8 protein-coding genes and 1 pseudogene are annotated in these 14,087 nt (G+C 71.2%); 7 read left to right on the top strand and 2 right to left on the bottom strand.

Features of this window, described 5'->3' with window-relative positions:
* Window positions 1-31 precede the first annotated feature (31 nt).
* The 7 genes and pseudogenes from pyk (at window position 32) to QFW80_RS07790 (ending at window position 10,333) form a co-directional block, all read left to right on the top strand.
* Window positions 32-1,498, top strand: coding sequence for a pyruvate kinase (gene pyk / locus QFW80_RS07820; protein ID WP_280601076.1), 1,467 nt, complete (start codon window positions 32-34; stop codon window positions 1,496-1,498).
* A 134-nt stretch (window positions 1,499-1,632) separates the two neighbouring features.
* Entirely contained in the window at window positions 1,633-2,643 is a 1,011-nt protein-coding gene (locus QFW80_RS07815; RefSeq protein ID WP_280601075.1) for a class I fructose-bisphosphate aldolase, read from the top strand.
* A 236-nt stretch (window positions 2,644-2,879) separates the two neighbouring features.
* Window positions 2,880-3,941 (top strand): annotated as a pseudogene (locus QFW80_RS07810) (efflux RND transporter periplasmic adaptor subunit); the annotation flags it as partial.
* 171 nt (window positions 3,942-4,112) lie between these two features.
* Entirely contained in the window at window positions 4,113-7,247 is a 3,135-nt protein-coding gene (locus tag QFW80_RS07805) for an efflux RND transporter permease subunit (RefSeq protein WP_280601074.1), read from the top strand.
* A 71-nt stretch (window positions 7,248-7,318) separates the two neighbouring features.
* On the top strand, window positions 7,319-7,870 hold the full coding sequence (locus QFW80_RS07800) for a GNAT family N-acetyltransferase (RefSeq protein WP_280601379.1): 552 nt from the start codon (window positions 7,319-7,321) through the stop codon (window positions 7,868-7,870).
* Between the two features lie 167 nt (window positions 7,871-8,037).
* On the top strand, window positions 8,038-9,471 hold the full coding sequence (locus QFW80_RS07795) for an alanine/glycine:cation symporter family protein (protein WP_280601073.1): 1,434 nt from the start codon (window positions 8,038-8,040) through the stop codon (window positions 9,469-9,471).
* Between the two features lie 16 nt (window positions 9,472-9,487).
* On the top strand, window positions 9,488-10,333 hold the full coding sequence (locus QFW80_RS07790; protein WP_331488489.1) for a TrmH family RNA methyltransferase: 846 nt from the start codon (window positions 9,488-9,490) through the stop codon (window positions 10,331-10,333).
* 42 nt (window positions 10,334-10,375) lie between these two features.
* Here the strand turns inward: QFW80_RS07790 and QFW80_RS07785 are convergent, their stop codons facing one another.
* Both QFW80_RS07785 and QFW80_RS07780 read right to left on the bottom strand, forming a co-directional pair.
* A complete protein-coding gene (locus tag QFW80_RS07785) occupies window positions 10,376-12,367 on the bottom strand; it encodes a glycoside hydrolase family 97 protein (RefSeq protein ID WP_280601071.1) in 1,992 nt (663 codons plus the stop codon).
* A gap of 281 nt (window positions 12,368-12,648) precedes the next feature.
* Window positions 12,649-14,049: a M20/M25/M40 family metallo-hydrolase gene (locus QFW80_RS07780; RefSeq protein ID WP_280601069.1), complete on the bottom strand. Its 1,401-nt coding sequence runs from the start codon at window positions 14,047-14,049 to the stop codon at window positions 12,649-12,651.
* Between the last annotated feature and the right edge of the window lie 38 nt (window positions 14,050-14,087).

The raw sequence follows: 14,087 nt of genomic DNA, 5'->3' as shown, positions 1-14,087 counted from the left end.
AATCCTTACGTTTGCAACCGGTTCCCGTCCAATGTCCGAACACCGTCGCCGCACCCGCATCCTCGCCACCCTCGGCCCGGCCACCGATCCGCCGGGGGTGCTCGATGCCATCCTGCGCGCGGGCGTGAACGTGGTGCGGCTGAACTTCTCGCACGGCGATCCCTCCGGCCAGGTGGCGAGAGCGCAGGCCGTGCGCGAGGCCGCGGCGCGGGTCGGGGTGGAAGTCGGCATCCTCGCCGACCTGCCGGGGCCGAAGATCCGGGTGGAACGCTTCGCCGAGGGCAAGGTGGCGCTCAAGACCGGCGACCGCTTCGACCTGGTGGCCAGCGAGGACGCGCCCCCCGGCACCCGGCACGAAGTGGGCGTGAGCTACCTCGGCCTGCCCGGCGACCTGTCCCCCGGCGACGTGCTGATGCTCGACGACGGCATGGTGCAGCTCAAGGTCGAGCGCATCGAGGGCCAGCGCATCGTCAACACCGTGCTCAACGACAGCGTGCTGTCCGACCGCAAGGGCCTGAACAAGCTCGGCGGCGGCCTGTCGCTGGGCGCGCTGACCGAGCGCGACAAGGAGCTGATCGGCGTCGCCGCGCAGATCGGGGTCGACTTCATCGCCGTCTCGTTCTGCCGCAACGCCGCCGACATGGAGGAGGCGCGCAGCATCGCGCGCTCGCACGGCAGCGACGCCGCGCTGGTGTCGAAGGTGGAGCGCGCCGAGGCGATCGAGAACCTGGCCGAGGTGATCGACGCCAGCGACGTGGTGATGGTGGCGCGCGGCGACCTGGGCGTGGAGATCGGCGATGCCGAACTGCCGGGCCTGCAGAAGAAGATCATCCGCGAGTCGCTGGCGCGCAACAAGGTGGTGATCACCGCGACCCAGATGCTGCAGTCGATGGTCGAATCGCCGATCCCGACCCGCGCCGAGGTGCTGGACGTGGCCAACGCCGTGATCGACGGCACCGACGCGGTGATGCTCTCGGCCGAGACCGCCGCGGGCAACTTCCCGGTGCGCGCGGTGGAGGCGATGGCCCGCATCTGCACCGGCGCCGAGCGCCAGTTCTCGCACGACACCGATTTCGAGAAGGCGCAGCGCAACCTCGAGCGCGCCGACCATGCGATCGCGATGGCGGCGATGTTCCTGAGCGAGCACATCGGCGTGGGCACGATCGTGGCGATGACCGAATCCGGCGGCACCGCGCGCTACCTGTCGCGCTTCCGCTCCGGTGCGCCGATCTACGCGTTCTCGCGCCACGGCGGCGCGCGCCGGCGCATGGCGCTGATGCGCGACGTGTTCCCGATCGATTACGACAGCCGCGGGCAGACGCCCGGCGAGGCGGGCCGCGGCAGCATCCGCCTGCTGGTCGAGGCCGGCCTGCTCGAACCGGGCGACCGCGTGGTGTTCACCAGCGGCGAGCGCATGGAAACCCACGGCGCGACCAATACCCTGCGCCTGCTGCAGATCGGCGAGGACGGACGCGCCGAGGGCCTGGGCGAGCTGTAGGCGCGCGACAGCCCCCACGCCGGCGGTGCGGTCCGTCGCCTCGCGACGGCGGGCGCCAGGCGTCCCGGCGGGCAGTGGCTGTCGTGGAGCGGGGGCTATACTCCGGCGGTTTCCCAACCGGCCGACGTCCCCACATGAGCATCGAAACGCTCGCCGAGACCGCGCAGGCGATGGTCGCCGCCGGCAAGGGCATCCTGGCGATCGACGAATCCAGCGCGACCCTCGCGCGCAGGTTCGCCGACGTCGGCATTCCCAACAGCGAGGCCAACCGCCGCGCCTACCGCGAACTGCTGATCACCACGCCCGGCCTGGGCGAGCACATCAGCGGCGCGATCCTCTACGACGAGACCATCCGCCAGGCGACCCGCGAGGGCGTGCCGTTCGCGCAGGTGCTGGCCGACAGCGGGATCCTGCCCGGAATCAAGGTCGACAAGGGCACCCAGCCACTGGCCGGCTGCCCCGGCGAGGTGGTAACCGAGGGCCTGGACGGGCTGCGCGCGCGGCTGGAGGAGTATTACAAGCTTGGCGCGCGCTTCGCCAAATGGCGTGCGGTGATCCGCATCGACGACGACACCCCCTCGGGCACCTGCATCGATTCCAACAGTCACGCGCTCGCGCGCTTCGCGGCGCTGTGCCAGGAGCAGGGCCTGGTGCCGATGGTCGAGCCGGAGGTCCTGATGGATGGCGGGCACGACATCGAGACCAGCTACGAGGTGCACGAGGTGGTGCTGCGTTCGCTGTTCGATGCGCTCTACCAGCACAGCGTGTCGCTCGAGGGCACGATCCTGAAGGCCTCGATGGTGGTGCCGGGCGGCGACAGCGACGATGTCGCCAGCATCGACGAGGTGGCCGAATCGACCCTGCTGTGCCTGAAGTCGACCGTGCCGGCGATCCTGCCGGGCATCGTGTTCCTGTCCGGCGGCCAGGACGACGAGGCCGCCACTGCGCACCTGGACGCGATGAACCGCATGGGGCCGCACCCGTGGCCGCTGTCGTTCTCGTACGGCCGGGCCATGCAGTCAGCGGCGATGAAGATCTGGTCCCGGGATCTGGCCGGCAATGTCGGCAAGGCGCAGGACACCGTGCTCGCGCGCGCCCGGGCCAATGCGCTGGCGGCGCAGGGACGCTGGAGCCGCGCCGGCTGACGCGCCAGCGGGTCGGCCGGCGATCCGCCGTGGCGCGCAAGCCCGGCACGTGAGTCGCGGAATCGCGGCGGGATTCCCGCGGTCGCGATCGTGACCGGCACGCCACGCGTCGCGCATAACGCACGGCCGGGGCCGCGGTTGACAACGCGGGACCCGGATCGAACCCCTCTGATGGCAGGGGTCGCCTTCACCCTACGCTCGCTAGAATCGGGCGGTTCTCCCCACCCCCATCGCTGATGCCTTCCGATTTCCGTGCCCCGGTCACCCGACTCCTGGCCGTCGCCGCCGTGTGCCTGCTGCTGTCCGCCTGCGGCGGCAATGCCGCGCCCGCCGGCCCCGGCGAAGGCGCGCCTGCCGCGGTGGTCACGACCACACGGGTGGCGAAGGCGCCCTGGAGCGACACCATCTCCGCCCTGGGCACTGCGACCGCGCGCGAATCGGTGACGATCACCGCCAAGGTCAGCGAGACCGTGGAGCGCGTGCACTTCGACAGCGGCGACGAAGTCGCCGCGGGCGCCGTCCTGATCACCCTCTCGGGCAACCAGCAGCGGGCCGCGCTGCAGGCAGCCGAGGCCGAGGCGAAGGAGGCCGAGCAGCAGTATCGGCGTGGCGCCGAACTGGTGCAGCAGCAGTTGATCGCGCGCTCGCAGGTCGACAGCCAGCGCGCCACGCGCGACGCGACGATCGCGCGGGTCGCGCAGATGCGCGCCGACATCGGCGATCGCAGCATCCGCGCCCCGTTCGCGGGCGTGCTGGGCATCCGCCAGGTGAGCCCCGGGGCCCTGGTCACCCCGGGAACCGTGGTGGCGACGCTGGACGACATCTCGCGCGTGCACGTCGATTTCCCGGTGCCGGAAGTGCACCTGTCGCTGCTCGAGCAGGGCCAGTCGCTGGTCGGCACCAGCGTCGCCTATCCGGACACGTCGTTCCGGGGCGAGGTGTCGAGCATCGATACCCGGGTCGACCCCGGCACCCGCGCGGTGCTGGTGCGGGGTGATTTCCCCAATCCGGAACGCCGCCTGCGGCCAGGCATGCTGTTGCAGGTGCAGCTGGCCCAGTCCGCGCGCGAGGCGCTGGTGCTTCCCGAGATCGCCGTGGTGCAGGTGGGGCGCGACACGTTCGTGTGGCGGGTGAAGGACGACGACACCGTGGAGCGCGCACCGGTCACGCTGGGCGAGCGCCGCGCGGGCAGTGTCGAGGTGCTCGATGGCCTGGTGGAGGGCGAACGCGTCGTGGTCCAGGGCACCGGCAAGCTGCGTCCCGGCGCGACGGTGAAGGAAGGCCAGGTTCCGGCGGCCGGTGGGGGCGGGCCGGACACGCCGTCCGGCGAAGATCCGCCGCCGGCGCGATCGCAACCGGCAGGACAGGCCGCGTCGACCGCCTCGCCAGAGGCCGCAACGCCGCCGCCCGCGGAGCCAACGCCAGGGCAGGCGCAGCCGGCACCTGCGGCGCGCCAGGACTGACCGGCCATGATGCTCTCCGACATCTCGATCAAGCGGCCGGTCTTCGCGATCGTCATGAGCCTGCTGCTCGTGGTGCTGGGGCTGATGTCGTTCATGCGCCTGACCCTGCGCGAGCTGCCCAACATCGATCCGCCGATCGTCTCGGTCGAAGTCACCTATCCCGGCGCCTCCGCCGCCGTGGTCGAGACCCGCGTCACCCAGATCCTCGAGGACGCGCTGTCGGGCATCGAGGGGATCAACACCATCGAGTCGCAGAGCCGCAACGGCCGCGCCGACGTGACCATCGAATTCAACCTCACCCGCGACATCGAGGCCGCCGCCAACGACGTGCGCGACCGTATCAGCCGGGTGATGGACCGGATGCCCGACGAGGCCGACCCGCCGGAAATCTCCAAGGTCGAGGCCGACGCGGAAGTGATCGTGTGGCTGAACATGCGCTCCACGGCGATGGACACGATGGAGCTCACCGACTACGCCGACCGCTACATCGTCGACCGCCTGTCCGCGCTCGACGGCGTGGCCCGCGTGCAGATCGGAGGCAGCCAGCGCTACGCGATGCGCATCTGGCTCGACCGCGACGCGATGGCCGCGCGCGGCGTCACCGCCGCGGACGTCGAGGGCGCGCTGCGGAGCGAGAACGTCGAGCTGCCCGCCGGGCGCATCGAATCGGAAACGCGGGATTTCACCCTGCGCGTCGAGCGTGGCTACCGCCAGCCCGAGCAGTTCGCCCAGGTGCCGCTGCGGCGCGGCGAGGACGGTTACGTGGTGCGCCTGGGCGACGTGGCACGCGTCGAGCTGGGGGCCGAGGAATACCGATCCTACCTGCGCAGCAACGGGGTGCCGAACGTCGGGCTGGGGATCGTCCGCACGTCGACCGCGAACGCGCTGGACGTGGCGACGGCCGCGCGCGCCGAGGCCGAGACGATCCAGGGCACGTTGCCGGAAGGCACGGAGATCTTCGTCGCCTACGACAGCACCACCTTCATCGATGCCTCGATCGATCGCGTGTACTGGACGCTGTTCGAGGCGATGGTGCTCGTGTTCCTGGTGATCTGGATGTTCCTGGGCAGCCTGCGGGCGGCACTGATCCCGGCGGTCACGGTGCCGGTGTGCCTGATCGCGGCGTTCATCGCGCTCTACGCGTTCGGCTATTCGATCAACCTGCTCACGCTGCTGGCGCTGGTGCTGTGCATCGGCCTGGTGGTGGACGACGCCATCATCGTGCTGGAGAACGCGCAGCGACGCGTCGATCTGGGGGAGCCGCCGCTCGTGGCGGCGCGCCGCGGGACCGCGCAGGTCGCGTTCGCGGTCATCGCCACCACGGCGGTCCTGGTCTCGGTGTTCCTGCCGATCGGATTCATGGAGGGCAACACCGGACGCCTGTTCCGCGAACTGTCGGTCGCGTTGGCCGGCGCGGTCGCGCTGTCGGCGTTCATCGCGCTCACACTCACGCCGATGATGTGTTCCAAGCTGCTGCGCCCGCACGGCACCGAACGCGGCTTCAACGCATGGCGCAACCGGCAGCTCAACCGGATCAGCGCAGGCTATGGCAAGCGCGTGTCGAGCGTGGTCGCCCTGCCGACCGGCCGGCTGTCGTTGCTGGTGCTGGCGGTGATGGCGGCCTGCGCGGTGCTGGCGGCGCTGCTGTTCCTGCGCGTGCCCAGCGAACTGGCGCCCGCGGAGGACCGCGGCCGCTTCTTCGTGATGGTCGACGGCCCCGAGGGCGCGGGCTTCGACTACACCGTGGGGCAGATGCAGCAGGTCGAGCGCATCGTGCTGGGAGAAGTGGGCGAGGGCAAGCCGATCGAACGCGCCAACTCGCGCGTGCCGCGCGGCTGGGGCGGCAGCGAGGAGATGCACACCGGCCAGGTGATCGTGTTCCTGGAGGAGTGGGGCGAGCGAGAGCAGGCCACCGACGAGGTCGTGGCGGACCTGCGTGCCCGGTTTGCGGAACTGCCCGGCGTGCAGGCGCGCGCCAACGTGCCCGGCGGGCTGGTCGGCAGTCGCGGGCAGCGCTACCAGCTGGTGCTGGGCGGCCCCGACTATGCCGAGCTCGCGCAATGGCGCGACCGGATCCTCGCGCGCATGCAGGAGAACGAGGGCATCCAGGATCCCGACTCGGACTACAAGGAAACCCGGCCGCAGATGCGGGTGGAGATCGATCGTGGTCGCGCCGCGGACCTGGGCGTGTCGGTCACCGAGATCGGCCGAACGCTCGAAACGATGATGGGCTCGCGCCAGGTCACCACCTTCGTCGACAACGGCGAGGAATACGACGTGCTGCTGCAGGCCGAGCGCGAGACCCGCATGACGCCCGCCGACCTGACCAACACCTACGTGCGCGGCCGCGACGACGCGCTGATCCCGATGTCCAACCTGGTCACGCTGGGCGAGATCGCCGAGCCGGGCAGCTTCAACCGGTTCAACCGCCTGCGCGCGATCACCATCAGCGCCGGGCTCGCGCCCGGCTACAGCATGGGCGAGGCGCTGGAATGGACCCGGCAGGTGGTCGACGAGGAACTGCCCGACTATGCCCAGATCGACTGGAAGGGCGAGTCGCGCGAATACCAGAGCGCCGGTGGCGCGGTGCTGCTGACCTTCGCCATGGCGCTGCTGATCGTCTACCTCGTGCTGGCGGCCCAGTTCGAGAGCTTCATCCACCCCCTGGTGATCATGCTGACCGTGCCGCTGGCGGTGCTGGGCGCGCTGATCGGATTGTCGTTGACGGGAGGCACGCTCAACCTGTTCAGCCAGATCGGCATCGTGATGCTGGTGGGGCTGGCGGCGAAGAACGGCATCCTGATCGTCGAGTTCGCCAACCAGCTGCGCGACGAGGGGCAGAGCGTCAAGGACGCGATCGTCGAAGCGTCGGCGGTGCGGTTGCGCCCGATCCTGATGACCTCCGCGGCGACGGTAATGGGCGCGGTGCCGCTGGTGGTGGCCGGTGGGCCCGGATCGGCCAGCCGCGCGACGATCGGCGTGGTGATCATCTTCGGCGTCACCTTCGCCACCGTGCTGTCGCTGTTCGTGGTGCCCGCGTTCTACGCCCTGCTGGCCCCGTTCACCCGCTCGCCCGACGCGCTGGCGAAGAAGCTCGAACAGCTCGAGGCCGAAGTCGCCCCCGTCAGCGGGCACGCCTGAGTCGAGCCCTGGCGGTCGCACGCGACCGTCGCGGCGTGTAGGCTGGAACGGCCGTGTCGCGAGCGCCGTCGATGGTCTGGCCCGAGTCGATCCCTGTCGCCGATGCACGCGTACGCCTGCGTCGCTGGCGTGCGGACGACCTGCCTGCGCTCGTCCGCCACGCCGATGATCCCGAGGTCTCGCGCGGGACCAGCGATCGCTTTCCCTTTCCATATACGCCGACCGATGGCGAGGCGTTTCTGGCAGGCCAGGTGGTCGACCTGTCCGGGCCGGTGTTCGCGATCGAGATCGACGGCGAGGCCTGCGGCGGCATCGGCGCGCACCGGCTGCCGCGCGAGCGGGCGATCGGCGCGGAGCTGGGATACTGGCTCGGGCGCGCGCACTGGGGGCGGGGACACATGAGCCGCATCGTGGCCGCGTACGCGCCGTGGGTCATGGGGGCGTTGGCGGTGCAGCGGCTGCAGGCGTCCGTGCTGGATTTCAATCTCGCCTCCGCGCGAGTGCTGCTGCGCAACGGTTTCGCCGAGGAAGGGCGGTTGCGCGGCGCGGTGCTCAAGCGCGGCCAGCTCCACGACCTGCGCCTGTTCGCCCGGATCGCGGGTGGGCGCCTTGCGACGTCCTGACGGCGTGGGATCGCGACCGCGCGGCGGATGATGCGCCACGCAGGCAACCGGAGGACACGGGATCGCGATGGCGGCTTCGCGTTTGCGGGGCCGATGGGTCAGAATCGACCGGTCCGCCGCCGCGCGCCGGTTGCGCGGCAACCCGTCCGAACCCCTGGGGAGCGTCCGTGGAGCAGATCGTCAACACCCTCAACAGCTGGATCTGGAGCCCGCCGTTGATCTGGCTGTGCCTCGGCGCCGGCCTGTATTTCAGCATCCGCACCCGGTTCCTGCAGGTGCGCGGCGTGCGCGAGATGATCCGGCTGATGCTGTCGGGCGAGAAGTCGCCAGCGGGCGTGTCGCCGTTCCAGGCGCTGGCGCTGTCGCTCTCGGGGCGCGTGGGCATCGGCAACATCGCCGGCGTCGCCACCGCGATCTACTTCGGCGGGCCGGGCGCGGTGTTCTGGATGTGGGTGGTGGCGTTCTTGGGCGCGTCGACCGCATACGTGGAATCCACGCTCGGGCAGATCTACAAGGAAACCGACGACAACGGGCAATACCGCGGCGGCCCGGCCTACTACATCGAGAAGGCGATGGGCCAGCGCTGGTACGCATGGCTGTTCGCACTGGTGACGGTGGTGGCCACCGGCTTCCTGCTGCCGGGCGTGCAGGCCAACGGCATCGCGGCCAGCATGACCAACGCCTGGAACATTCCGCCGACCGCCACCGCCACCCTGCTCGTCGTGGCGCTGGGCTTCATCATCTTCGGCGGCGTCAAGCGGATCGCGGCGTTCGCGCAGGTGGTGGTGCCGTTCATGGCGCTGGCCTACATCCTGGTCGCGCTGGTGATCATGTTCGTCAACTACGCGCAGATCCCGGAGATGTTCGCGCTGGTGTTCCGCAGCGCGTTCGGCATGGAGGCGGCGTTCGGCGCGGTGCTGGGCCTGGCGATCGAGTGGGGCGTCAAGCGCGGCATCTATTCCAACGAGGCCGGCCAGGGCACGGGCCCGCATGCGGCCGCCGCGGCTGAGGTCTCGCACCCGGCCAAGCAGGGCTACGTGCAGGCGTTCTCGGTGTACGTCGACACGCTGCTGGTGTGCAGCGCGACCGCCTTCATGATCCTGTCGACCGGCATGTACAACGTCACCGGGCCGGACGGCGCGATGCTGTATCAGGCGCTGCCCGGCGTGGACGTCGGCCCGGGCTTCGCGCAGAACGCGGTGGAGAGCATCCTGCCCGGCTACGGCGCGCCGTTCGTGGCGCTCGCGCTGCTGTTCTTCGCCTTCACCACCATCCTGGCCTACTACTACATGGCCGAGACCAACATCGCCTACATCAACCGCCGCATCCACCGGCCATGGACGACGTTCGTGTTGCGGGTGGCGATCCTGGCGGCGGTCACCTTCGGGTCGCTGCGCAGCGCGGAAATGGCGTGGACCCTGGGCGACATCGGCGTGGGGCTGATGGCGTGGCTCAACATCATCGCGATCCTGATCCTGCAGAAGCCCGCGCTGGTTGCGCTGCGCGACTACGAGGCGCAGAAGAAGGCGGGCCTGGATCCCACCTTCGACCCGGAGGCGCTCGGGATCCGCAACGCGGCCTTCTGGCGCAAGCGCGACTGACATGGGGGGCAGGCGCATGCCGCTCGGGCCCGGGCGCGAGACGCCCTGGGGCGCGCGTGGGAGCGGAGCGACCGCGCCGGCACGTGGGAACGCCGCCACGGGTGGCGACCGCAGCGCGGAGCTGCGCCTGTACGGGCTCAACGCGGTGGAGGCGGTGTTCGCGCGCCGGCCGGACGCGATCCGCAAACTCTACCTGTCGGCCGACCGCATCCCGCGCCTGCAGCCGCTGCTGAAATGGTGCGCGGCGCATCGCGTCGGCTACCGCGTGGTCGAGGACGTGGAAGAACTGCGCCGGCTGGCCGCGAGCACGCACCACGAAGGCGTGGTCGCCGACGTGCGGCGCGAATCGCCGCAGGCGTTCGACGCCTGGCTGGCGGCGCTCCCGGTCGGACCGTGCTGCGCGCTCTGGCTCGACGGCGTGGGCAATCCGCACAACCTCGGCGCGATCCTGCGCGCGTGCGCGCACTTCGGCGTGGCGGGCCTGCTTCTGCCGGTCGAGGCGCCGCTCGGGCTTTCGGGCGCGGCCGCGCGCGTGGCCGAGGGCGGCGCCGAAGCGGTGCCGCTGGTCCGCCTGCCGGCGCAGGACGAGGCACTCCCGATGCTGCGCTCGGCCGGGTTCGTGCTCGCCGCCACCCTGGTGCGTGGTGGCGCGGACGTGTTCGCCACCGCGCTGCCGCCGCGCCTGGTCTACGTGCTAGGCGCCGAGGCGCAGGGCATGGATGCGGGCCTCGCCCGCGCCTGCGACCTGCGCCTGTCGATTCCCGGCACCGGCGCGGTGGAGAGCCTCAACGTCGCCGCGGCGACGGCGGTGTTGCTGGCCGAGTGGGTGCGCGGCCGCCAGGTGATTCCCGCCGCGCAATAGCGGTCGATGCGCGGGCCAGCGCTGCCCGGACGGGTGTCGCTTTCACTCCCCGCCTGCCGCCACCGGCGACAGCTTCAGCGCCGCGCCGCCGCCTCCCGCGAGCCGCAGCGACAGCGCCTGGCCGCCGCGCACGGCGCGCTCGCTGCGCTGCACGTCCGTCGGCGCCGCGCCGTCCTGCCAGAGCGTCGCCTGGTAGCGATCGTCGCCGAGGAAGGACAGGTCCAGCTTTAGCGTACGCGGCGATTCGTTGGTCATCGCGCCGATGTACCAGTCGCGCCCGCTGCGGCGAGCGATCGCGACGTGCTCGCCGATCGCGCCCGACAGCACGCGGGTCTCGTCCCAGGTCGTGGGCACCAGGCCCAGGAAGTCGGCGCCGGGCGTCTCGATGTAGACGTCCGGGCTGTCGGCCACCATCTGCAGCGGGCTGTCATAAACGACGAACATCGCCAGCTGGTGCGCGCGCGTGCCCATCACCTGCGGGCGGGTGAACGACGGGGTGAAGTCCTCCGGCGCGACGTTGCGGAAGCCGCCGGGCGTGTAGTCGATCGGGCCCACGAGCATGCGCGTGAACGGGAGGGTCACGTTGTGCGTCGGCGTGATCCGACGGCTCCACTTGTTGTACTCGGCGCCGAGTACGCCTTCCTGGGTGAGGAAGTGCGGCCAGGTGCGGTTGAGTCCGGTCGGGCGATAGGCGCCGTGCAGGTCGAGCATCAGCCGGTGCTCGGCGGCGCTGCGCATCATGCGGTGGAAGAAGGCGACCATCTCCTGGTCGTTGCGGTCCATGTAGTCGATCTTGACGCCCTTCACGCCCCAGTCGCGGTACAGCGCGAACATCTCGTCCATGCGCGTCTCCAGCGCCCGGAAGTGCACCCACAGCCAGATGCCCACGCCGCGCTCGCGCGCATGCGCGAGCAGCGCGGGCAGGTCGAGCCCGGGAATCGGGCGGCTGGCGTCGGCCGAAGGCTCCCACAGGTCGCCGCCGCTGCTGCCGGGATACCAGCCGGCGTCGATCAGCATGTATTCCAGCCCCATGTCGGCGGCATGGTCGATGTAACGGCGCATGGTCGCGGTGTTCATGCCCGGCTCGGGCACGTCCGGCGCCACGCTGCCCGACCACCAGTCCCACGCGCTCTTGCCGGGCACGATCCACGAGGTGTCCTCGATCGGCGTGGGCGGATTGAGGTGTGCGATCAGGTTCGACTCCACCAGCGCGCCGGGCGAGTCGCCGAGCATCACTACGCGCCACGGTGTGAGGTGGCCGCCCGCGGCGACCTCGTCGCGCGGGATGCGCACCGCGAACTCGGGCGTGTCGTGACGCGGGGAGAGGCGGGTGTCCAGGCCAAGCCGGCCGTCGCCGCGACCGGACAGGTAGAACGCCGCGTAGCGGTCGAGGTCGGCTTCGGCGATGGCGAACGTCGCGTCCCCGTGGCCGGTCTCGCACACCAGCGGCAGGTCGATCAGGTGCATCGGCCGGATCTTCGAGGCCTGGATCGGGTCGAACTCGCCTTCATGCGGCGTGTTGAAGCGACCGACGTTGAACGACCAGCAGCGGTAGTCGCGCGGGAACAGGTAGCCGGTCAGGTCCTGGCGGACCTCCAGGTCACCCTGCGCCGGCAGCGGCAACCGGTAGCGGAAGGCGATGCCGTCGTCGTAGGCCCGCAGCACGAGGCCGAGCGTGCGCCCCTGCGCGTCGGTGAGGTCGATCGCGAGTTCGCGATAGTGGTCGCGACCGTCGCGCGCCTTGCCGGCGACGAAGCGGTAGGTCGCGTCGTGCTCACGCGTGCGGCTGGCGGTGATGCGCAGGCCTCGGTCGAGGCCGTCGTCGGCGAACTGCACGCCGAGCGGCGAGGGCAGCAGGACGGGTTCATCACGCCACGCGACCGCCAGCCGCGGCTGGCCGGCCGCGTCGAGCGTCAGCGACGCGGAGGCCGTGCCGCCGGGCGACCGCAGCTGCAGCGGCGACGCCGGATCCGCGTGCGCGAGGCCGGAGAGCGCCAGCAATGGCAGCAGAAGCGACATGACATGGCCGCGCATGGCGAATCCTCTTCCCCGTCGACAGGGCGAGCGTACCGGCCCGTTCGCGTGGTGTCCGGAATCGCTCGAACACGAATTCGAATAGCGCGATGGCGGGCACGTGCGCCCGGAGCTGCGCGGCCGGCCGTCGCAGGCAAGCGGAAAGTCTGCGCGGCTGGCGCCCTGTCGGAGGGACGTGTGCGATGCAGCGTCACGCGACCGAGTCACCGTGCGGGGCCGGCGACGCCGTGTGCCGACATCAGCGGCGGCTTCGTCACCGCGCCGCTGTCACGCCGGTCGCGTCAGGGCGCTGCCGGCGGCTTCGGCGCGCTGCCGAAGCCGCCCTCGGCTTCCGCCGCCAGCCACGCGAATACCGCGTAGGCGGCGACGTTCTGCGCCAGCGCGTCGGGATCGATCTTGTCCAGCGTGTCGTCGGCGTTGTGGTGCAGGTCGAAGTACTCGCTGCCGTCCTGGCCCAGCCAGGCCCAGGCGCCGCCGATGGCGGCCAGCGGCGAGATGTCCGGGCCCGGGCCGCCCTGGCCGGGCAGGTACTCGATGCCCAGCGGCGCCAGCGCTTCGGCGATCCGGCGCGAGGCGTCCTGCGCGTGCGCGGGCGCGCCGGTGCTGAAGCCGTAGATGCGGCCGGCGCCGAAATCGCTCTCGGCGGCGAGCACGTGCCTGCCGACCGCGTCCGCATGCCGCCGCGCGTATTCCCGCGCACCGATCAGGCCCTGCTCCTCGTTGGCGAACGCGACCACGCGGATCGTACGTCGCGGCCGCTGCGGAAGCTGGCCGATCAGGCGGCCGGCGGCCATCGTGATCGCGATGCCCGCGCCATCGTCGATCGCGCCGGTACCCAGGTCCCACGAATCGAGGTGGGCGCCGATCAGCACGACTTCGTCGGGAGCCTCGCGGCCGGTGATCTCGCCGATCACGTTGTGCGAGGTGTACTCGGCGCCGGTCCAGCCACAGTCCAGCGCCAGGCGCACGCGCGCCGGGCCGCGCTGCAGCAGGCGCGCCAGCTGGTCGGCGTCCACCAGCGAGAGCGCGGCCGCGGGAATCGGCGCGAGCCCTTCGTCGAAGCGGGTGATGCCGGTGTTCGCCACCCGGTGCGGGCTGGTGCCGATCGAGCGCATTAGGTAGCCCGCCGCGCCCTTGCGGATCGCCTCGGACGGGCCGCGGCTGCGCACCGCGCCGGCCTTGCCGTAGCCGCTGCCGTCGCGCGTGCGCGCCATGTCGTAATCGACGAACGCGATTTTCCCCGCGAGCGATCCCGCGGGCGCGGCCTGCAGCGCCTCGAAGCTGTCGAAGCGCACGATCTCCGCCTCCACCGTGCCGCCGGGACTGCCGCCCAATGCGGTCACCAGCAGCGGCTGCGCATGCGCGCCGAGCACCTCGGCGCGTTCGCTGCGGCGCTCCCAGGTGGGGAAGCGCACCGGCTCGATCCACACCTTGTCGTAGCCCAGCGCGCGCAGCTTCGCCTGCGCCCAGGCCACGGCGCGGGCGTCGGCCTCGCTGCCGGGCAGGCGCGGGCCGATCTCGGTGGTGAGCGACTCGACGACGTTCCACGCGGTGTCGTCGGCGAGCGCGCGCTCGCGCAGCGCGTCGGCGGTTTCGAACGCGGCATCGGGGATGCGCGTGGGTTCGGCGGCGGACGCGGCGGCAGGCAGCAGGCAGGCGAACACGAGGGAGGCGAGGCGCATGGATCGGGCGTCCGGACACGGCGAAGCCGCCAGCCTAC

It is taken from the genome of Luteimonas rhizosphaericola (assembly GCF_029888045.1).
Classification (GTDB): domain Bacteria; phylum Pseudomonadota; class Gammaproteobacteria; order Xanthomonadales; family Xanthomonadaceae; genus Luteimonas; species Luteimonas rhizosphaericola.
This window is presented reverse-complemented; position numbering and strand designations above follow the sequence as displayed.

Bases quoted from the DNA above. Each gene is read 5' to 3' on its own strand.
- pyk (WP_280601076.1), top strand. From the start codon at position 32: ATGTCCGAACACCGTCGCCGCACCCGCATCCTCGCCACCCTCGGCCCG.
- QFW80_RS07815 (WP_280601075.1), top strand. From the start codon at position 1,633: ATGAGCATCGAAACGCTCGCCGAGACCGCGCAGGCGATGGTCGCCGCC.
- QFW80_RS07805 (WP_280601074.1), top strand. From the start codon at position 4,113: ATGATGCTCTCCGACATCTCGATCAAGCGGCCGGTCTTCGCGATCGTC.
- QFW80_RS07800 (WP_280601379.1), top strand. From the start codon at position 7,319: ATGGTCTGGCCCGAGTCGATCCCTGTCGCCGATGCACGCGTACGCCTG.
- QFW80_RS07790 (WP_331488489.1), top strand. From the start codon at position 9,488: ATGCCGCTCGGGCCCGGGCGCGAGACGCCCTGGGGCGCGCGTGGGAGC.
- QFW80_RS07785 (WP_280601071.1), bottom strand. From the start codon at position 12,367: ATGCGCGGCCATGTCATGTCGCTTCTGCTGCCATTGCTGGCGCTCTCC.
- QFW80_RS07780 (WP_280601069.1), bottom strand. From the start codon at position 14,049: ATGCGCCTCGCCTCCCTCGTGTTCGCCTGCCTGCTGCCTGCCGCCGCG.